The following is an 18,304-nucleotide window of genomic DNA, read 5'->3' as shown; positions in this document are numbered from 1 at the left end:
TGTGTGCCAAAAATTCCTTATCCTTGGAATTGTTTTGATGATAGTCAGCTAGATATGAAGAAGCTGATAAATCAATTCAATTTATCAGCTTAATGGGACTTATGCTACTCCTGCAAAATCTCGCAGCATGGTAATAAAAATATCCTTTTGTTCATCAGAATATTTTTTAAACACTTCATTTTGGTGGCTATCGGCAATATCAAATAAATACTGCGCCGTTTGTTTACCTTTCTCAGTCAGTGCGTACAAATTATCGTGATCAACCAATAATCCTTCAAATTTTAGAATTTCAGTCGACCGTTCAACTTCCTGCATTGGCATAGCAATATCACGCGGTAAATCTTCCTTACTTGAAGCAGTACCACTGGCCAAAACGAGTAAAAGACGTGATTCACTGGTACGAAAACCAGAAGCCATTTGCTTAGGAATATAGTCGGTTTGATAAGCTTTAAAAGCACGACTCATCAAATAGCAAACATTATTATATAAGTGCCCATAATGTGTTTGGTCTACGCCGTTCTGTTCAGTTTGCTTAACTTGAAGGCTTGGATGCGGCATGACACAAGAATATGCGCCTTGATGGTAGACCAGTGGGCTTCGGCCTTGGTCATGGAAACGAACCACTTTGCCAACAATAATCCAGTGGTCACCACCTTCAATCACTTGATAGCGTTCGCACTCAAATACCGCAGAACAATTTTCTAAAATGGGTGCGCGTCCTGCACCTAGTTGAAAGTTTGTGTCTGCAAATTTATCAATATTACGTCTCGAGAACTTATTAGACAGCTCAATTTGCGTGCCTGATAAAATATTGACGGCAAAATGTGTGGCTTGTTGAAACACCGAAAAACTTGAAGACTTTTTATCAATACTCCACAAAATAAGTGGTGGGTCGAGTGACACCGAGTTAAAACTATTTGCGGTTACACCGACTTTCTCACCTTGTGCATTTTGTGCAGTAACAATGGTAACGCCTGTTGCAAAATTTCCTAATGCTCGTCGGAACTGTAGTGGATCGACCGTAAACTCATCTATTTGTTGTAATACATTCATCATCTTTCTCCTAAACCTTCTCTTACATCCATATAAATCGCGAGATCATTAGATATCTAAAACTAGTCTCGGTGTTTTAGATCGTGAACAGCACACCAATATTTGTTCATTGCTGGCTTTTTCTTCGTCAGTAAAATAAACATCTCGATGATCAGGTTCACCTTCAATCACATCGCACATACAGGTTCCACATACGCCTTGCTCGCAAGACATTTCAATGTCGATGCCTTCTTTAGCTAAAGCCTGCAGAATGGTTTCGCCAGCTTCAACCATAATGATTTTTCCGCTACGCTCAGCCACTACCTCAAATGAATCTCCAGAAGTATCAGTTTCAACTTGGAAATATTCTTTGTGGATTTGCTGCTCAGGAAAATTGTGAGTCGTGGCAAGGTTAATCACCCAGTCCATGAAACCGACTGGACCACACGTATAAATATGGCTTTCCGAGTCAATATCTTTAATGGCAGATTCAAAAAATGCTCGGTGGCTTGCACCTTCGGATTTAAAATGGAAGGTTGTATATTTTGCTAACTCACCATTTTTAATTTCATCAACAAAAGCACAGTGTTCAGGACTAGCCCCACAGTAGTGAAGCTCAAATGATTCGCCTTCGTATGCAAGTTGATAGGCCATCGTGATTAACGGCGTAATTCCAATTCCACCGCCAATCAATACACTGTGTTTGGCTTTTAAAAGTGGAAATAAATTTTTCGGCTCACTGACCTGAATTTGCATGCCATCTTTAATTTCATCAAAAGCTGAGACTGAACCACCACGTGATTCAGGGTCACGTAAAATTCCAAGGCGGAACTTTCCTTCGTCATTTGGATTTTGGCAAAGTGAATATTGGCGCACCATACCATTTGGTAAGTGCACATCAATATGCGCACCCGCTTCAACTTTTGGTAATATTGCAGAAGTTGCAGATTCAAATTCCATGACTGCAATATTTCCACCTTCCACATGGCGATTTTTAACGACAACATCATAAAGTGTAGTCATGATTTAACTCCCTTTTCATGGTTAAGCGATTGGCTTAACGCATGAATAAACCACCGTTAATATCCCATGTTGCACCAGTCACAAACCCCGCATTTGGACTCGCGAGCAACCCACAAGTTTCAGCAATAAAATGCATATTTCCTAAAGCTTTAACTGGAATATTTTGGATAAACTGTTCCATTTTTTCGTCAGACACCACACTATGAACGATTGGAGACTCCATCGGTCCCGGTGCAACCGCATTAACCGTTACCCCTTTTGCCGCAAACTCTTTGGCAAAAATTTTGGTTAACGTCACAATCGCACCTTTGGTTGCCGCATAGTGTGCACCCGTTGCCGTACCGCCATTTTGTCCCGCTAAAGACGCCATATTAATGATGCGTCCATAGCCTTTTTTAGCCATATATTGACCAATAATTTGGCAAGCTTGAAAGGTGCCACGTTGGTTAACTTGCGTGATCCAATCAAAATCGGCTGCAGTAATTTCTAATACTGGCGTTGCTTTGGTGACGGTGGCATTGTTAATCAACACATCAAGTTTAGAAAATTTATCTTCAATCCATTGCACGGCAGCATGAAAATCTGCCTCAACTGAAATATCTAATTTCAAGGGAAACATATTTTGTGCATATTGACTTTGTGCCTTGGCGTTTTCGGCTTTTTCAAGCGTACTCGCTGACAAAATCACTTGATGGCCTTGGCTCGCAAAATATTCAGCAATCACATTACCGAGTCCAGAAGCAGCACCTGTCACTAAAACAACTTGTTTCATGTTACCGCTCCTAAAGAATGTAGCTAATACCAGCTAAGGTATCGGTTGAGTTAACCAAGTTAATGATTTTACGGTTAATCTTAAAACCTGTATCCGCATCACGAGTTAGATGGTAGGTAATATCTGCTGTGTAATGCTTGAGGTTTTCTTTACGGAATTCACGTAAGTTTTGAGCACAACGTAAAACGATTTCATCATCTTGGTCTTGAATCACTCGTACACGAGAAATGCTACGCACAGTATTTGCTTTAGGCGCTGTAGAAATTGCTTCACCATTTTCAAGACGCTGTACACGTAAAGTACGCATATGATTATCGTCATAGGCATAATTTAAGTTGTTTTCGTAGTCCGTTAGGTTTGGGTCAATTGGAATGATATAGACACCTTTTTCATTCCATAAATTGAGCCATTCACGGTATTCACTGTGATCTAACATATCTGCCTCAGCCCAGATGAAAGCAGTGACTTCATTTAATAATTGCAGATTCATATTCATTGCTCTCTCCTTAAGCCGTCATCATCTTTTTCCACTGCTGGTATGCTGCACGCATACCTGTTTCAGCACTGACATCACTTTTTAAGCCATCTTCAGTTTTGACTTCACCCGGTAAACCACGGTTGAGCATGATCCATAAATCATTACCGGCATTGGCACCATGTTGTACGCGTTCCCAAGCTTCTGAGTCATCTGGTGTACCGAAACCAAATGGACCTTGGAAATGTTCATGCAAACGTAAGCGATATTGGTTGGCAATTTGTGGACCGCCATCCATCGTAATTACCGAGTGATGAATTTCTGTTTCAGCAACTGAAATTGGCTGTAACACTCGGAAGAACGCCATCGAACATGCAATATTCGGGAATAAATTTAAGTTAAAGCCAGAACCACCAACTGCTCGAACAATACGGCGTACTTCTAACTCTTCATGGCCTTCGTCGCGCAAAGCTTGAGCCAAGTCTTCAAAGCGCTCTTGAATTGGTCGCTCCATAAGCTCTTCGTCTAGATCAACCAGTTCAGGAATCATCACCATAACACTGTGACCATTACCTAAGTCTTCAACAAAGCCCGGTTGGTTTTCGAAGTTAAAGAGTTCTTCTGTTTTTTCATCGACAGAACTTAAGAATGACTTATGTACCAACGGGAAGTGATATGCATCGGTGGTATTTTCAAGCTGGATTTTCCAGTTACCCGGAAAACGGAAACGGTGTTCACCCAACACTTTAATTGGATAACCCGCACCTTGTTTCATAAATAGGTCAATCCATTTTTTTGCTGGTCCAAGGAACTCTTCAAGCGGTTGAATGTCTTCTTTAAATGAAGCGAAGATCATGCCGTTATATTCTTCTACCCGTAGACTCACCAACGGTAATTCTGACTTATCTAAACAATCGCCGTAGCTTTCCGGAGATGGCACACCACGTAAACTACCGTCAAGTGCATAACTCCAACCGTGGTACGGACATACAAAACTATTGGTTTTTCCTTTTTTATGTTCACATACGGTTGCTGCACGGTGACGACAACGGTTTAAAAGTACATGGACTTTCTTTTTACGGTCACGTACCACAACCACAGGCTGTTTACCGATATTAATGGTTTTATAGCATCCGCCTTCCGGAATTTCGCTGGCATGCGCAACCCACACCCAAGTGCTATAAAAGATTTTTTCCATCTCTTCATCAAAAATGCGTTCATCTTTATAAAGAGAAGTATGGGCACGGTCACTTTGAACCAAAGCATCGTAATCAATGCCAATGTTATGCGTTGGGATAATACTGTTCATATCAATAGTCCTTTTAAATATGTCCTAGGTCATTCCTGGGAAGGTACAGGCAATTCAGCTTCACTGTGCCAATGCGATACCGGACGACTGAAAATATTCTGTGTTTGGAAATGTTTAATTTTCCATGTTCCATCTGCTTGCTTTTGAAACTTCACATTGAGCTTTGCTGCATTCAGATGACTACGGCCATCTTTAAAGGTTGAAGTTTGCAACATGAGCCAAGAAGCATTTGCATCATTTTGATTTACATAAATTTGTTCTGAATTTACAAAGTGTGCATTCATAACAAAGTGAGATTCTTTTTGGGTATAGCTTTTAAACATGTCGTAAATCGACTGCCAAGAATCATAACGGCCAAAGGATTTGGCATATTTCTCGCCAATACCTTCCCAAATACAGTCCTGATCAAAAAGATTCATTAGCTCATCAAGGTCTGTATTTGCATTAAGCTCGTCGCAGATTTCCATATAACGGTTCAGGCAATTACGGATAGCATTGTGCGCTTCTAACTGTTCTAGCCGCTCTATGATTTCTGCCATATTCACTTTGTCAGTCATTACAGTCGCCTTAACGTTGGATAATCAATTCACGCCCAACACGAGCTTCAACTTTGCAATATTTCCAAAGTTTGTATGGCCCTTCGCCCACCACGGTCGTTCTAAACAAGTTACAAGCGGCATGTACGGTTTCAATATCCGGAACATCAGCAAGCAAATAAGTTGTCCAAGGCCAACCTGCACTTGGGCCAACCATGCTTTGGTCATCATCAAGATTTCCAAAAACATGCACGCCCGGTAAGTCATGAATGCCATTCCACATTTCACCAAACGCTGCCCAAACTGCTTTTGCTTCAGCAGGTTCTGCATCAAAAAAGTTTTGGTTAATACCCATGCAGAACAAAACGCGTAATGATTTTTTAGCTTCCATCTCAATATCCTTTTAAAAATTAAACTTATAAATAACCTGGGGTTGGTTTTAACCCGAAACTGATTGAGCCTGCATTTTGTAAAGTTGCATCACCCATAAAGGCATGCTGAGTCACCACGTTGGTGTCATTCACAAAACGGCTAAATGGATTGTTGGTATAAATCGCTGTCATGCCCGCAAGCATTTGCATTTTTCGGGTTACTTTGGCGCAAACTCGCGCTGCATGGGTACATGCCAGACGCATATCGCTAATTTGTTCAGCAGTTGCTTCATGCCCAGCAATAATTTCATTCCAGACAATATCCATGGTTTGATAAAACCAAGATTTTGCAGCCTGAAACTCTGCATCTGCCTGAGCAAACTCGTATTGAGTCACTGGACGATTTGCAATTTCTGACCCGCCAGTAATGGATGCTTTACCCGGTGCCAATTTCTCAAATTCTTCTAATGCCGCAGCTGCAACACCAATACCCACCACGGTTAATACTTGAGTCGCTAAAGAAAGTGACGGATATTTAAAAAATGGCTCGCTTAGTTTTGAAGGTTCACCACGTACAAAGGTCCATTTCTTTTCGACCAATACATCTTCGACCACCAAATCATGGCTTCCCGTACCTTTTAGGCCAACGGTGTCCCAAGTCATTTCGATTTTAGCTTTTTTTGCAGGCATCACTGCCATGCGAGGTAAGCCTTGCATTTCATTATTTTTAAGCGGTGAAATTCCTACACCAACAATGTCAGCTCCCATACAGCCACTTGAGAATTTCCAACGTCCACGAACTACGACACCTTCATCAGTAATTTCAGCAGGTTGTGGCGGGAAAATACCTCCGGCAAACACCACATCTGGCCCGTTTTGGTACAATTCTTTCAGTGTATCTTCTGGCAAACTTCCCAAATACGCAGGGCTCATACCGAAACTTGCCACCCAACCGACTGAACCATCAGCTTTAGATAAAGTTTCAATCAATTCGCAAAACTGTCTTGGTGAACATTCATCACCGCCAAAACGTTTCGGAACCAAAGCACGGTAAACACCGATTTGCTTAAGCTTTTCGATAACGTCTTGGCTCACATAGGCCTGATTATCAAATTCACCAGTACAGGCACGCTCACGAATTTCTTGGCACAAAGCATCTAAGTCAACTGCTTTGTCTTGAGAAGCAAACTCCATTTTAGACAACTTATTCATCATCTAACTCCTTGTAATTTATTGCATTGCATCAACACAAAATTTAGCTATTGCGCATAATTGCTCATCTTTTTGATGCTTTGATACGATCTGTAAGCCCACTGGTAAACCTTCACTGGTTTCAAGTGGCACTGAAATAACGGGATGACCTGATAAATTAAATGGTCGAACTAAAGCTGTAAGATTCAAAAAAGCGACTGTGTTTTCAGCTTCAGAAACTTTTGGTGGAATTTGCGGAAGTGTCGGTAGAACCAATGCATCATATTTTTCTAATAAAGCATCGAGTTCTTGTGTCAACTGCGCTCTCACAACTTCTGATTGTTTTACTTGCTCTAAAGTTGTTGCTGCAGCTTTTAATAAACGACCATTTACATCAGAACCAATTAAGCCAGTTTGGGTTAATTCACCAAAAGCTTGCCAATTTTCATAATTAATAATCTGCATGCCTGCGTCATAAGCAGCTTCAAAATGTTCAACTTTTTCTAAAGTAGTCTTTAAATTGGCTTTTTGAAGTGCTTGATGGATACAGTTCCAAATAATCTCATCTGCGCTTACATCTAAAACCGCAATTTTTGGTGTACGAGTAAATTCAGTAGGTTTAAAAGTTGGATCAATAATTTGCATGGCCTTTTCAATCATCTCGACTGAATTTGCAAAAGGACCAACGCAATCCAAAGAACTTGACGGCGGATATACACCTTTTCTGCTCACACGGCCAAAAGTTGGCTTTAATCCAAAAACTCCGCAGCACGCAGCGGGCATACGGATAGAGCCGCCCGTGTCGGTACCTAAAGTAAAGTCAGCTTGTTTTGCTGCAACTGCCGCAGCCGAACCACTCGAAGAACCACCTGGAATAAGTTCAGGATATTTAGGGTTGATGGGTGTACCAAAAGCATGGTTAATACCTGTAATACCAAAAGCCAATTCGTGCAAATTTGTTTTGGCAATAATTTCACAGTCAGCTTTTAAAATGTTTTTAACCACCTCAGCATCATCTTGAGCAGGTTCAACATTTAATAAAGCTCGACTACCAGCAATGGTTTTTAGACCTTGAATATCAATTGTGTCCTTGACCATCACCTTGAGCTTGCCACTTCCTTTGTACACGCTTTGGCTAATAATATTCATTCACTTTTCCATGTATTTTTATCTATTAATCAAAATATCGGAAAATTTAATGGAATTGTCAAGTATTTTTTATAATTTGTTCTCAAGGAAATATGCAAAATTTTGTTTATAATAGGATTACCCTTTTTTCACTAAGTTATTGCTTAGCTATGCTTGATCATTTAGAACAATTTCTTCCTAATAAAGAACCGTCGAGTATTCAAAACTTCCCTTTTTTTTGGGTTTCTCAAGTTAACGGAAAATATTCACAACTCATTGAAAAATCAATAAAAAAACTAGGTATTGATAATACACGCCGTAAAATCATTTTAAGTACTAATGCTTTGGGAGAAGCCAGTATTACCGATATCGCTAATCTTTCTACCTTAAAGTTAACTACGGCCACAAAAGCTGTATATCGCTTAGTAGAAGATGGAATTGTCGAAGTCTACTCTTCTACCACCGATGAACGAATTTCGATGGTGAAATTAACGGCCAAAGGTGTTGAGCTGGTTGAACAAATTAATCAAATTAGTGTGGTTACCTTGGCAGGCATCTTAAATGCTTTTTCAGAAGATGAGCTGCATAATTTAAATCACCAGTTAAAAAAATTATTTGACCTCATGCCATCAAGTTGATTATTTGACTTGATATCAGGTTAGATACGCTCAAGAGCAGCATGAAACAGTTCTTCTTTTCTCGCTGCTCTTTATCAAAATAAGTCTTAATATCAAAAAATAAATAAAAATCAGTATCTTAATTTAATAAATTATTAGTATCTGTTTACTTAACATACTTTTTAGGTATTTTAACATACTCAATAAGTAATGGAATTTTACATATAAAAAGAAAATAATAATTCCATTATCTTTAATAAACCAATTAACTCCTAATTGGATTTAGACACACTCTTCCGGTCTGTACGAGACCAAATTACTCATTTCTAGCTTATTTATTATTCTTATCTAAAGGGGGAAATATCGAAAACTTCAGAGGAATAATAAAAGTTAGATATCAATTTCTTTAAGCGTTTTATACATAAGGATTAAGTGTATGAACCAAAGTAATATCGCTGTTGAAAGGACACAAAAGAAAAGCAATGCTTATGCATGGTATGTCGTCACACTTTGTATGTTGGCATATATATTTTCATTTATTGATCGCCAAATTCTAGCGCTGATGATTGAACCCATCAAAGCAGATCTCCAACTTTCAGATACACAATTTAGCCTGTTACATGGCCTTGCCTTCTCACTGTTTTACGCGGTTATGGGTTTACCCTTAGCCTATATTGCCGATCGTTTTTCACGACCAAAATTGATTTCAATCGGGATTATTGTTTGGAGCCTAGCAACGGCAACTTGTGGTTTAAGTAAAAATTTTATTCAACTATTCTTGAGCCGTATGGCGGTCGGTGTGGGTGAAGCTGCGTTATCTCCAGCCGCTTATTCAATGTTCAGCGACATGTTTAGTAAGGACAAACTAGGTCGTGCTGTCGGAATTTATTCAATTGGTGCTTTTTTGGGTGGAGGTATTGCCTTCTTAGTTGGCGGTTATGTCATTAATTTGCTTAAAGGCGTGACACTTATTGAAGTTCCACTATTAGGGGCACTTAAAGCATGGCAAATTGCCTTTTTTGTAGTCGGTTTACCTGGCATCATTATTGGTTTGCTTTTTATTTTGACCGTTAAAGACCCTGCACGTAAAGGTCAACAGCTCAACCAAAATGGACAAGTTGACCAAGTCAAATTCTCACAATGTCTTCAGTTTATAAAAAAGCATTCTAAAACATTTGCTTGTCATTATTTAGGTTTTACCTTTTATGCAATGGCACTCTACAGCCTTACCAGTTGGACACCAGCATTTTATATTCGAAAGTTTCAACTCGCGCCGACTGAAACAGGTTATATGCTCGGTACGATTCTGTTAGTCGCAAATACATTAGGCGTATTTTGTGCAGGTTCGTTAAATGATTGGTTTATTAAAAAAGGTCGCCAAGATGCACCAATGTTCACTGGCGTAATTGGTATTGTTGGCCTGATTATTCCAATTGCATTTTTTACCCAAACAGATCAGTTATGGCTTTCAGTAAGCTTACTGATTCCTGCAATGTTCTTTGCATCTTTCCCTCTAGTAATTTCAGCAACAGCATTACAAATGTTAGCCCCAAACCAATTTAGAGCACGCCTTTCTGCTCTCTTCCTTTTGGTGAGCAACTTAATTGGACTCGGTATTGGTACAACATTGGTGGCCATTATCACAGATAAAGTTTTTGGTAGTCCGTTAATGGTGGGTTCGTCTTTATCTATTGTGGGCGGCTTATCGTGTGTACTGGCTTTGGTCCTACTTTTTAAAGGCTGCAAATTCTTTAGTGAAAGCATGAAGCTTGAAAAATTAAATTAATAGGTCTCACCTTTTGCAAAAGGTACTCTCTATCTAGACGCTTAGAGAGTACCGAAATATTCAAAATTAAGTATTGCCGAGGACTGGCATACATCTGGGAAATGGATTATGGAATTATTTCACCGTTTTAAACCACACACTTTAGCCGTTGCCACTTTATTACTGATGTGCAGCAACTCATGGGCTGCAAATCCTAATCAGCAAACTGAAGATGAATGGAAATTCACTTTAAAAAATGCCTATATCAACCGCGATTTTGATAATGATGCCCTCAAAGATACTGGCAGTTGGTCTCAGGGAGCATCTTTATTTTATAAATCAAAAATGCATGACACCCCGTTAGTCATAGCTGACAAGCCAATCACAATTGGGGCCGATGCTTCTGTTCAATACGCCGTGCGTTTAAGTTCAGACAAACATGTCGCTGACACAGTTTTGCCTTTTAATAAAGAAACACAATCTCAAGCATCAGACTATCTAAAATACGGCGCGACATTAAAATTAGGTTATGACAAAACTTTATTAAGTGTGGGTGAACTTTGGTTAGATTTACCAGTAACTGCCGTAGACGCTAGTCGCCAGTTACTCACTTCATATTGGGGAACCAACTTAAAGTCACAACTTTCAGATCAGCTTTATGCCGAAATTGGCCGAGTGGAAAAAGTGTCACCACGCAATGAAGAAGACTTTAAAAAGTTTTCGTTCACGGCAAATGGAATTACCAAAGAATCTGATGGCCTTAACTACATTGACCTGCGCTATAAATTTACGCCGTCTTTAAAGGGCGAATATTATTTTGGCAATTTAGAAGACCTCTACAACAAGCACTATGTAGGACTTGAGCATAATTGGAAACAACCTAACTTTGCGCTTACTTCTAAGTTTAAGTACTTTAATGCAAAAAATGACGGCAATACTTTTGATATCGATGCGCAGAATATTGGGGTACTAGAAACAGTTAAAGTAAAAAACCATACCTTTGGTTTGGGTTACCAACAAATTATGGGTGAATCGGCATACCCTTTACCGGATGGTTTCTTACCAGAAACCTATTTCATTAACTGGAACGCCACCGGATTCTTTAAAAAAGATGAAAAGTCTTATCATGTGATGTATGGCTATGACTTTAAAGATTATGTACCAGGCTTAAACGCGATGGTGAAATATGTTTACGGAAATGACTTTAAAGCAGCCAATGGTGAGAAGAACCATGAAACTGAATCGAATGTGATTTTAAACTACGCATTTCAGCAACCATTCTTAAAAGGCATCGCTCTTCAATACATTCGCATTGATTACAATGTTAAGCACGGCAATGACTTTTGCGAAGACCGTTTTTTTGTCAATTACACCAAAAAATTCTAATTAGAAAATACCCCCAATTTTAGGGGGTAATTTTTTATCCTAATTTATTGACCAATTTTAAAGGCAAAACCTTCATAGCAATACTCATTGGTAACCATGGCCACTGTGGTACATAAGCTTTTACAGGTTGTTTTTCGATAGCTTTGACTAAAGCTTTACATCCTGTTTTTGCATCGACTTCAAAAGGTAAATGTTTAGCGCCTTCATTCATTTCAGTTCGGATGTAACCCGGGAAAATGGTTGAGACTTTAATTGGGGTATCTAATAATTCAGCACGAATACCCTCGGCCAAGTGAGCAACCGCGGCTTTACTTGCAGCATAAGTCGATAAATGTTTTGGTAATCCACGCATCGCACTCATGGATGACATCACCACCAAGTGACCTGCATTTTGCGCTCTAAAAATTTCAATCGCTGCCTCACATTGTGCTAAAGCAGAAATAAAGTTTGTTTCGGCCGTGGCTTTGTTAATTTCAAAATTACCTTTACCAATACGACGGCCATTTCCGACTCCCGCATTTACAATAATTCGGTCTAAATAGCCAAACTCTTGTTTAAAGGCGCGAAATACTTCAAAAACCTGATCGTAATTGGTGACGTCCAGACTTTTTGCAATTACTTTAATACCGTACTCGTTTTCAAGTTCAGTTTTTAAAGTTTCTAATCTGTCTAAACGGCGTGCACAAATCGCCAAGTTATAACCTTTGGCTGCAAATTCATGCGCCATACCCGCGCCCAATCCAGAACTTGCACCTGTAATTAAAATTGTCTTTGCCATGCTTTTATCCTTATTTTAAATCCATGTCAGTAAATCTGGACGTTCAGCTTTTATAAAATGATGTTCATTTAAACTTAACACCTGAGCTTCATTTCCAACCAAACGTAAAGTCGTGAGGCTTGTATTGGTAATTGCCCAATTCAAAGCAAAAGTCCGATTAGGGCTCAGTTCCAGCAATTTTCCAATGGCTACAGAAATCACCCCACCAGAGGTAAAAACGACTGCATAGCGAGGTTTAGTTTTTGCTAACTCATCACAAAGTTGCTGCAATGCTGTTTCGACTCTTTCTTTAAAATGTGGCCAAGACTCATCATATTCATGATGAAAATCGCCATCGGTCCATCGCCCAATGGCACCTTCAAATATTTTGGCAAGATATGCGCGTGGATTCTGTTCTTGCGCCACGTCAGCCTTTAACAGCTCAGGCTGTTCAAAACGTGGCTCATAACGTGCAAAAACCTGTTGATGGTTAAACTCATTCCATAAATTATTATGATGAATTACCGCATTTGGAAAGCATTCATTTAGTGCGAGTTTTGCAGTCTGCTCATGACGCTGCATAGTTCCAGCAACCACATAAGGTTGTTCTTTCAATATTTGCTTAAAATATTGGCCTAACAAAGTCGCCTGAGCCTCACCATTTTCAGACAGCTCATCGTAGTTACTTTTACCAAACGATGCCTGTCCGTGTCTTACCAGATAAATTGTGGTCATTTTCTTAAAATACCCTGTATTTTCTGTAGAGATTGCTGAGCAAATTCAGATTCTTGCAATTTTTGCTGTGCGATAAGTTTTAAAGCTCGGATATGTAGCGCATGAATCACGATCCAGAAATCTTTAAATGCAGGATTTCGAGTTTGTTTATGGTAATAACGATAATAGATTTGCTGGGCAATCACTGCTAAACGGAATACACCAAACACTTCATAAAAAGCCCAGTTTTGAGGCTCCAATCCTGTTTTTTGTAAATAATACTCAACGACTTTTTTACGAGAAAACATTCCCTTTAAATGAGTAGGCTGACGGCGTGTCGACTTAAAAATCATATTGTCCGTAGACTCAACCCAATAGGCTAAGGCACTTCCCAAGTCCATTAATGGATCGCCCAAGGTCGCCATTTCCCAATCGAGCACGCCAATCACTTCAGTTGGATGTTCTGGATCTAAAATCACATTATCAAAACGCCAATCATTGTGAATAATGCAAGTCGTAGAGTCTTGAGGGATATTATCGTTTAGCCATTTTCGAACATATTTAAATGATGGTACGTTGATTGTGCGGACTTTTTCATAGCGCTTATCCCAACCCTCAACTTGTCTGCGGCAATATCCGGTTCCTTTGCCAAGTTCAGCTAAAGGCGTGTTCTCATAAGGAACTTGATGTAATTCAATCAACTTATCAATAACGTTTACGCAAAGCTCATGAACATTTTCTTCATTAAAGCCAAGCTCAGGCGGTAATTTTGCACGAGGAATAATTCCTTCAATGCGTTCCATCACATAAAAATCACAGCCAATGACCGATTCATCCTGACAAAGTGCAACCATTTTAGGAAGCACCGGATAATAAGGCGCAAGATTTTTTTGCACCATATATTCACGGGCCATATCGTGGGCCGATTTCGCTTTTGTTCCTTTTGGAGGACGACGTAAAATTAAATCGGTATTTTCATACTTTAAACGATAAGTCCAATTCGACGCCCCACCTGTATATTGAGTAACGACCGCTGGGCCAACCAACTCAACACCTTGGTTTTTTAACCAGTTTTCAACTGCCCCAATATCAAGTTCTTCACCTTCACATACTTCACCGCCTATATCAATTACCGACATCTTCACTTCCTTTAAACTTATACTTTCTTATGACGACCGAAATAACCACGTTTGGCCAACTCTAATTTGGCAATCATGCCTTTATGTACTTCATCTGGACCATCAGCTAAACGTAAACTGCGTGCTTGGGCAAAGAAACCCGTTAATGGCGTATCTCTTGAAACGCCCGCACCGCCATGTAGCTGAATTGCCATGTCGACTACTTTTTCTAAAACACTCGGAGCGACCACTTTAATTGCAGATATTTCTGTTAAAGCGGCCATATTTCCTAAAGTATCCATTTTATAAGCAGCATACAAGGTTAAAAGTCTGGCTTGATCTATGGCTACCCTTGCATCAGCTACGCGTTCAAGGTTCCCACCAAGTTTTAAAATTTCTTTGCCAAACGCTGTTCTAGACATGCCTCGATCAATCATAAGCTCTAAAGCTTTTTCAGCAGCTCCAATACAACGCATGCAATGGTGAATACGCCCTGGTCCTAAACGACCTTGTGCAATCTCAAAACCTTGGCCCGCTCCACCAATAAAGTTTTCAAGAGGCACTCGAACATTATTAAAATGGACTTCACCATGTCCATGTGGTGCATCGTAGTCACCAAACACAGGTAACATACGTTGAATTTCGACACCCGCCGTGTCAATCGGTACTAAAACCATAGAATGTTGATGATGGCGGCCTTTAGTTTCATCTGGAGTATGTGCCATAAAAATAATGACTTTGGCATTTGGGTCACCTAAGCCAGACGACCACCACTTTTTGCCATTTAAAACAATTTCATTACCATCAATGAGTGCAGTCGCTTGCATATTGGTTGCATCGCTTGAAGCAACATCTGGTTCAGTCATACAAAAAACAGAACGAATTTTTCCGTCCAATAAAGGTTCTAACCATTGCTGTTTTTGCTGTTCACTGCCATTGCGCCATAACAATTCCATATTTCCTGTATCTGGTGCATTACAGTTAAAAACGGTAGGTGCCAATAAGCTGCGACCAGTCAATTCAGCTATGTGGGCATATTCTTGAACAGTTAACCCTGCCCCTAGCTTTTCATCTGGTAAAAACATATTCCAAAGGCCAGCTTGCTTTGCTTTAGATTTTAAAGTTTCTAAAAGCTCGGGCCATTGCCATTTTTTCCAGTTTCCATCTGGATTTAACTCGTGAACTTCTTCCCAAAATTTTGCTTCAACAGGTTCTATTTCTTCTAAAATAAATTTTCTTGTTCGCTCAGTAAAATCCTGAGCTTTTTTTGAGAGTTCAAACATTCTTTTTCCTTTACATCATTATCTGGTCTTTACATCAACATAACTTGAAACTTAATATGAATGAAATGATTTTATTAAATACCGCCACATGAATAATATTCATAACCTGCATGGTCTAGACTTAAGTTTTTTCCATCGAATTGATATCAATTTATATCCGCTATTTATCGCAATTTATGAGCAAAAAAGTATTTCAAATGCGGCAAGTAGTCTCAATATTACGCAGTCAGCAGCAAGTCATGCTTTACAACGACTACGCCAACAACTTGAAGATGATGTATTTATACGTGTAGGCAATAAAATGTCTGCAACGCCTTTTGCAGAACAGATTTACCCAACTGTAAAGCAAGCACTTTTAACGATTCAAAATATTAGCCAACAGAAACATGTCTTTGATCCAACTAGTTTAAAAAGCTTAAAAATCGCCGTTCATGATGAAATTGAGCCTATTATTCTTCCAAGGCTTGCTCAACATTTTCAAAATCTTAATTTAGATATGCAATTTGTCAGTATGAAGCTAGATCGAAAACACATTACGGCGGACTTGGCGACGCAGCAGCTCGATTTCGTAATTGACCTAGAACAATACTTGTCTCCCAAAATTACCTTTGACCATTTAGTAACAGATGAGTTCATCATTTGCAGTCAACTTAAAGAAGTCGATTTATCTCGTTATATTAATGGACGGCACATTGGTGTTTCGTCACGCCGTACAGGTGCTTTACTTGAAGATATTTATTTAAAACAACACCAAAAAATTTCAAGAAATGTATTTATGCGCTGTCAAAACTATTCAACGGCGTTACAAGTTTTGGGAGCTCAAGCCGATGCAATATTGACCATGCCTCGTATGATTTTGCAGCATTTATCTTATAGTCCTGAAATTTGCTTACATTCTCTGCCTTTTGAGATAACCAATATTAAAATGGGTATGTTTTGGCACGAAGATTTAAGGGATAATTTAAGACATCAATTTTTGCGACATGAAATTATTAAACTTTTTCAGTAAAGCAAATTGATCTACTAAGCTTCTATCGTACAAGGACCAGTAATGAGTAAAGATGAACGGATAATCCAGAATCAGGACAACAAAAAAACGATTCGTCATGAAGATTACATTGCTGGCATTGGTAAAGGCATGGCGATTTTAGATAGTTTTAGTAGTAATCAACATCGTTTAAATATTTCTATGGCGGCTGAAAAAACCGGACTCACCCGAGCGGCAGCAAGACGACACTTATTAACATTAGAATATTTAGGTTATCTTGAGTCAGATGGTCACTATTACTATTTAACCCCGAAAGTTCTTAAATTTTCAGGAGCTTATTTAGGTGCAGCTCAACTTCCAAAAGTGTCTCAGCCTTTGTTAAATCTTCTAACTAACCAAACTTCTCTCATTTATTCAGTGATGGTGCTTGATGGTTATGAGGCCATTACCATTGCCCGTAGTGCTGCCCACCAACAAACCGACCGTGTAAATCCATATGGTTTACATTTGGGTAACCGCTTACCTGCTCATGCGACATCGGCGGGTAAAATTTTACTGGCACATTTAAGCCAGCAAGAACAATTGGACTGGCTTCAAAAATATCCTCTTCAGCGTCTAACCAAATATACGCATGTCGAAAATGATAAATTTTTAGAATTACTAAAAGAAATTCGAGAGCAAGATTGGTGTTATTCACGTGAAGAACACGAATTAGGTGTTCATGCGCTTGCGGTACCAATTTATGGACAAGACTTTAAAGTGGTTGCAGCTTTAAATATTGTTTCTCCAACTATGAAAACAACTGAAGAATATTTAATCCAACACATTTTGCCTTTATTGCAAGAGACTTCGCGGGATTTAAGACAAGTTCTTTAAATCTTATTTAGGCTATTTTACAGAGTTAATTTTATTAATTTCTTAGGCTATTTGAACACGTAAACGATCTAAATGAAACTGCTTAGGCTATTTCTAAAAGTAATTGAATGGAATTTTCAAATAACGGATGCCATTTGATTCTGGTTCTGGAAAGTTTCCACCGTTCATATTAATTTGAATTGAAGGCAGAATTAATTTTGGCATTGCCAACGTAGCATCTCTTTCTTGGCGCATTCTTATAAATGAGTCTTTGGAAACTCTTTGGTTTAAATGAATATTGCTTTGCTTTTGAGTTCTAATATCTGTTTGACAGACATATTCATCACGGCCTTCGGGTTTATAGTCATGGCATAAAAACATGCGCATGTTGTTAGGAAGTGTATAAAGTTTTTGTACCGAATCATAAAGTGCAGCGGCACTTCCTTTAGGAAAATCGCATCTAGCAGAACCATAATCAGGCATAAATAAAGTATCGCCGACAAAAACAGCATCACCAATCACATAGCTCAAGCAAGCAGGTGTATGCCCTGGTGTAGGAATGTTATAGGCATCTAACTCTCCTATTTTAAAATGTTCATGATCTTCAAATAAATAATCAAAAGGTTGATTTTCATTAAATTTCTTAAAATCAAAATTATAAATAGCAGAAAATGTTTCTTGGACGATTGAAATCTTTTGACTAATCGCAATTGTACCACCCAATTGAGACTTTAAATATTGAGCCGCGGTCATATGGTCGGCGTGGACGTGAGTTTCTAAAATCCATTGTACTTTGAAGTTTTGCGCCAAGACATAATCGATAATTAAATCAGCGTTGGTTGTTTTTGTAGTTGCTGAAGCTGCGTCGTAGTCAAGCACACTATCAATAATCGCGCATTGACGAGTCGCTAAATCTGCAACAACATAGCTAAAAGTATTGGTGTTTTCATCAAAAAAATCTTTTACTAGAGGTTGTTGCATAAG

Annotated in this window: 19 protein-coding genes; 5 read left to right on the top strand and 14 right to left on the bottom strand. The window is 39.0% G+C overall.

The features are described 5' to 3' along the window. Positions 1-99: 99 nt before the first annotated feature. The 9 genes from MSG95_RS16460 to MSG95_RS16420 are packed head-to-tail and all read right to left on the bottom strand — an operon-like array spanning position 100 to position 7,858. The gene (locus MSG95_RS16460; protein WP_151819561.1) at positions 100-1,056 is read right to left on the bottom strand and encodes a p-hydroxyphenylacetate 3-hydroxylase reductase component; all 957 of its coding nucleotides are present in this window, start codon (positions 1,054-1,056) and stop codon (positions 100-102) included. Positions 1,057-1,101: 45 nt separating this feature from the next. After that, positions 1,102-2,055 carry a PDR/VanB family oxidoreductase gene (locus MSG95_RS16455; RefSeq protein WP_151819562.1) on the bottom strand — a complete coding sequence of 318 codons (954 nt, stop codon included), beginning with the start codon at positions 2,053-2,055 and terminating at the stop codon, positions 1,102-1,104. 34 nt (positions 2,056-2,089) lie between these two features. Next, entirely contained in the window at positions 2,090-2,827 is a 738-nt protein-coding gene (locus MSG95_RS16450) for an SDR family NAD(P)-dependent oxidoreductase (protein ID WP_151819563.1), read from the bottom strand. Between the two features lie 10 nt (positions 2,828-2,837). Next, positions 2,838-3,323 (bottom strand): aromatic-ring-hydroxylating dioxygenase subunit beta, encoded by a 486-nt coding sequence (locus MSG95_RS16445; RefSeq protein WP_001056940.1) that lies wholly within the window; start codon positions 3,321-3,323, stop codon positions 2,838-2,840. 10 nt (positions 3,324-3,333) lie between these two features. Next, the gene (locus MSG95_RS16440; protein WP_151819564.1) at positions 3,334-4,611 is read right to left on the bottom strand and encodes an aromatic ring-hydroxylating oxygenase subunit alpha; all 1,278 of its coding nucleotides are present in this window, start codon (positions 4,609-4,611) and stop codon (positions 3,334-3,336) included. Positions 4,612-4,640: 29 nt separating this feature from the next. Then, positions 4,641-5,168, bottom strand: coding sequence for a nuclear transport factor 2 family protein (locus MSG95_RS16435; RefSeq protein ID WP_151819565.1), 528 nt, complete (start codon positions 5,166-5,168; stop codon positions 4,641-4,643). 10 nt (positions 5,169-5,178) lie between these two features. Further along, entirely contained in the window at positions 5,179-5,538 is a 360-nt protein-coding gene (locus tag MSG95_RS16430) for a hypothetical protein (RefSeq protein WP_000387554.1), read from the bottom strand. Positions 5,539-5,563: 25 nt separating this feature from the next. After that, positions 5,564-6,712 carry an acyl-CoA dehydrogenase family protein gene (locus MSG95_RS16425; protein ID WP_324624900.1) on the bottom strand — a complete coding sequence of 383 codons (1,149 nt, stop codon included), beginning with the start codon at positions 6,710-6,712 and terminating at the stop codon, positions 5,564-5,566. Between the two features lie 36 nt (positions 6,713-6,748). Then, positions 6,749-7,858: an amidase gene (locus MSG95_RS16420; protein ID WP_324624899.1), complete on the bottom strand. Its 1,110-nt coding sequence runs from the start codon at positions 7,856-7,858 to the stop codon at positions 6,749-6,751. Between the two features lie 149 nt (positions 7,859-8,007). On the opposite strand from MSG95_RS16420, the gene MSG95_RS16415 reads away from it, so the two are divergent. From MSG95_RS16415 to MSG95_RS16405, 3 genes are all read left to right on the top strand, one after another. Further along, positions 8,008-8,475, top strand: coding sequence for a MarR family winged helix-turn-helix transcriptional regulator (locus MSG95_RS16415; RefSeq protein WP_009392094.1), 468 nt, complete (start codon positions 8,008-8,010; stop codon positions 8,473-8,475). A gap of 415 nt (positions 8,476-8,890) precedes the next feature. After that, positions 8,891-10,240 carry a spinster family MFS transporter gene (locus MSG95_RS16410; protein ID WP_151819567.1) on the top strand — a complete coding sequence of 450 codons (1,350 nt, stop codon included), beginning with the start codon at positions 8,891-8,893 and terminating at the stop codon, positions 10,238-10,240. Between the two features lie 108 nt (positions 10,241-10,348). Further along, positions 10,349-11,605: an OprD family outer membrane porin gene (locus MSG95_RS16405; protein ID WP_151819568.1), complete on the top strand. Its 1,257-nt coding sequence runs from the start codon at positions 10,349-10,351 to the stop codon at positions 11,603-11,605. A 34-nt stretch (positions 11,606-11,639) separates the two neighbouring features. Here MSG95_RS16405 and MSG95_RS16400 read toward each other — a convergent pair whose 3' ends face one another. Genes MSG95_RS16400 through MSG95_RS16385 form a run of 4 tightly spaced genes read right to left on the bottom strand, consistent with a single transcriptional unit; the run spans position 11,640 to position 15,477 of the window. Beyond that, a complete protein-coding gene (locus MSG95_RS16400; RefSeq protein WP_151819569.1) occupies positions 11,640-12,383 on the bottom strand; it encodes an SDR family oxidoreductase in 744 nt (247 codons plus the stop codon). A 15-nt stretch (positions 12,384-12,398) separates the two neighbouring features. Beyond that, positions 12,399-13,097 (bottom strand): histidine phosphatase family protein, encoded by a 699-nt coding sequence (locus MSG95_RS16395; RefSeq protein ID WP_151819570.1) that lies wholly within the window; start codon positions 13,095-13,097, stop codon positions 12,399-12,401. Further along, on the bottom strand, positions 13,094-14,215 hold the full coding sequence (locus tag MSG95_RS16390; RefSeq protein WP_151819571.1) for a phosphotransferase family protein: 1,122 nt from the start codon (positions 14,213-14,215) through the stop codon (positions 13,094-13,096). Before MSG95_RS16390 ends, MSG95_RS16395 begins: the two co-directional genes overlap by 4 nt. Before the next feature lie 17 nt (positions 14,216-14,232). Then, the gene (locus MSG95_RS16385; protein ID WP_324645138.1) at positions 14,233-15,477 is read right to left on the bottom strand and encodes an acyl-CoA dehydrogenase family protein; all 1,245 of its coding nucleotides are present in this window, start codon (positions 15,475-15,477) and stop codon (positions 14,233-14,235) included. An 88-nt stretch (positions 15,478-15,565) separates the two neighbouring features. Here MSG95_RS16385 and MSG95_RS16380 point away from each other — a divergent pair, with 88 nt between their 5' ends. Next, the gene (locus MSG95_RS16380; protein WP_151819573.1) at positions 15,566-16,486 is read left to right on the top strand and encodes a LysR family transcriptional regulator; all 921 of its coding nucleotides are present in this window, start codon (positions 15,566-15,568) and stop codon (positions 16,484-16,486) included. 42 nt (positions 16,487-16,528) lie between these two features. Next, positions 16,529-17,341, top strand: a complete 813-nt coding sequence (pcaU, locus tag MSG95_RS16375) for an IclR family transcriptional regulator PcaU (protein WP_004701378.1) — start codon at positions 16,529-16,531, stop codon at positions 17,339-17,341. A gap of 93 nt (positions 17,342-17,434) precedes the next feature. On the opposite strand, the gene MSG95_RS16370 is transcribed toward pcaU, so the two are convergent. Continuing rightward, the gene (locus MSG95_RS16370) at positions 17,435-18,301 is read right to left on the bottom strand and encodes an MBL fold metallo-hydrolase (protein ID WP_151819574.1); all 867 of its coding nucleotides are present in this window, start codon (positions 18,299-18,301) and stop codon (positions 17,435-17,437) included. Between the last annotated feature and the right edge of the window lie 3 nt (positions 18,302-18,304).

Source organism: Acinetobacter sp. IK23, assembly GCF_035615275.1.
Taxonomy (GTDB): domain Bacteria; phylum Pseudomonadota; class Gammaproteobacteria; order Pseudomonadales; family Moraxellaceae; genus Acinetobacter; species Acinetobacter seifertii.
This window is presented reverse-complemented; position numbering and strand designations above follow the sequence as displayed.

Excerpts from the sequence above, each read along its gene's own strand:
- MSG95_RS16460 (WP_151819561.1), bottom strand. The coding sequence starts at position 1,056 with ATGATGAATGTATTACAACAAATAGATGAGTTTACGGTCGATCCACTA.
- MSG95_RS16455 (WP_151819562.1), bottom strand. The coding sequence starts at position 2,055 with ATGACTACACTTTATGATGTTGTCGTTAAAAATCGCCATGTGGAAGGT.
- MSG95_RS16450 (WP_151819563.1), bottom strand. The coding sequence starts at position 2,827 with ATGAAACAAGTTGTTTTAGTGACAGGTGCTGCTTCTGGACTCGGTAAT.
- MSG95_RS16445 (WP_001056940.1), bottom strand. The coding sequence starts at position 3,323 with ATGAATATGAATCTGCAATTATTAAATGAAGTCACTGCTTTCATCTGG.
- MSG95_RS16440 (WP_151819564.1), bottom strand. The coding sequence starts at position 4,611 with ATGAACAGTATTATCCCAACGCATAACATTGGCATTGATTACGATGCT.
- MSG95_RS16435 (WP_151819565.1), bottom strand. The coding sequence starts at position 5,168 with ATGACTGACAAAGTGAATATGGCAGAAATCATAGAGCGGCTAGAACAG.
- MSG95_RS16430 (WP_000387554.1), bottom strand. The coding sequence starts at position 5,538 with ATGGAAGCTAAAAAATCATTACGCGTTTTGTTCTGCATGGGTATTAAC.
- MSG95_RS16425 (WP_324624900.1), bottom strand. The coding sequence starts at position 6,712 with ATGGAGTTTGCTTCTCAAGACAAAGCAGTTGACTTAGATGCTTTGTGC.
- MSG95_RS16420 (WP_324624899.1), bottom strand. The coding sequence starts at position 7,858 with ATGAATATTATTAGCCAAAGCGTGTACAAAGGAAGTGGCAAGCTCAAG.
- MSG95_RS16415 (WP_009392094.1), top strand. The coding sequence starts at position 8,008 with ATGCTTGATCATTTAGAACAATTTCTTCCTAATAAAGAACCGTCGAGT.
- MSG95_RS16410 (WP_151819567.1), top strand. The coding sequence starts at position 8,891 with ATGAACCAAAGTAATATCGCTGTTGAAAGGACACAAAAGAAAAGCAAT.
- MSG95_RS16405 (WP_151819568.1), top strand. The coding sequence starts at position 10,349 with ATGGAATTATTTCACCGTTTTAAACCACACACTTTAGCCGTTGCCACT.
- MSG95_RS16400 (WP_151819569.1), bottom strand. The coding sequence starts at position 12,383 with ATGGCAAAGACAATTTTAATTACAGGTGCAAGTTCTGGATTGGGCGCG.
- MSG95_RS16395 (WP_151819570.1), bottom strand. The coding sequence starts at position 13,097 with ATGACCACAATTTATCTGGTAAGACACGGACAGGCATCGTTTGGTAAA.
- MSG95_RS16390 (WP_151819571.1), bottom strand. The coding sequence starts at position 14,215 with ATGTCGGTAATTGATATAGGCGGTGAAGTATGTGAAGGTGAAGAACTT.
- MSG95_RS16385 (WP_324645138.1), bottom strand. The coding sequence starts at position 15,477 with ATGTTTGAACTCTCAAAAAAAGCTCAGGATTTTACTGAGCGAACAAGA.
- MSG95_RS16380 (WP_151819573.1), top strand. The coding sequence starts at position 15,566 with ATGAATAATATTCATAACCTGCATGGTCTAGACTTAAGTTTTTTCCAT.
- pcaU (WP_004701378.1), top strand. The coding sequence starts at position 16,529 with ATGAGTAAAGATGAACGGATAATCCAGAATCAGGACAACAAAAAAACG.
- MSG95_RS16370 (WP_151819574.1), bottom strand. The coding sequence starts at position 18,301 with ATGCAACAACCTCTAGTAAAAGATTTTTTTGATGAAAACACCAATACT.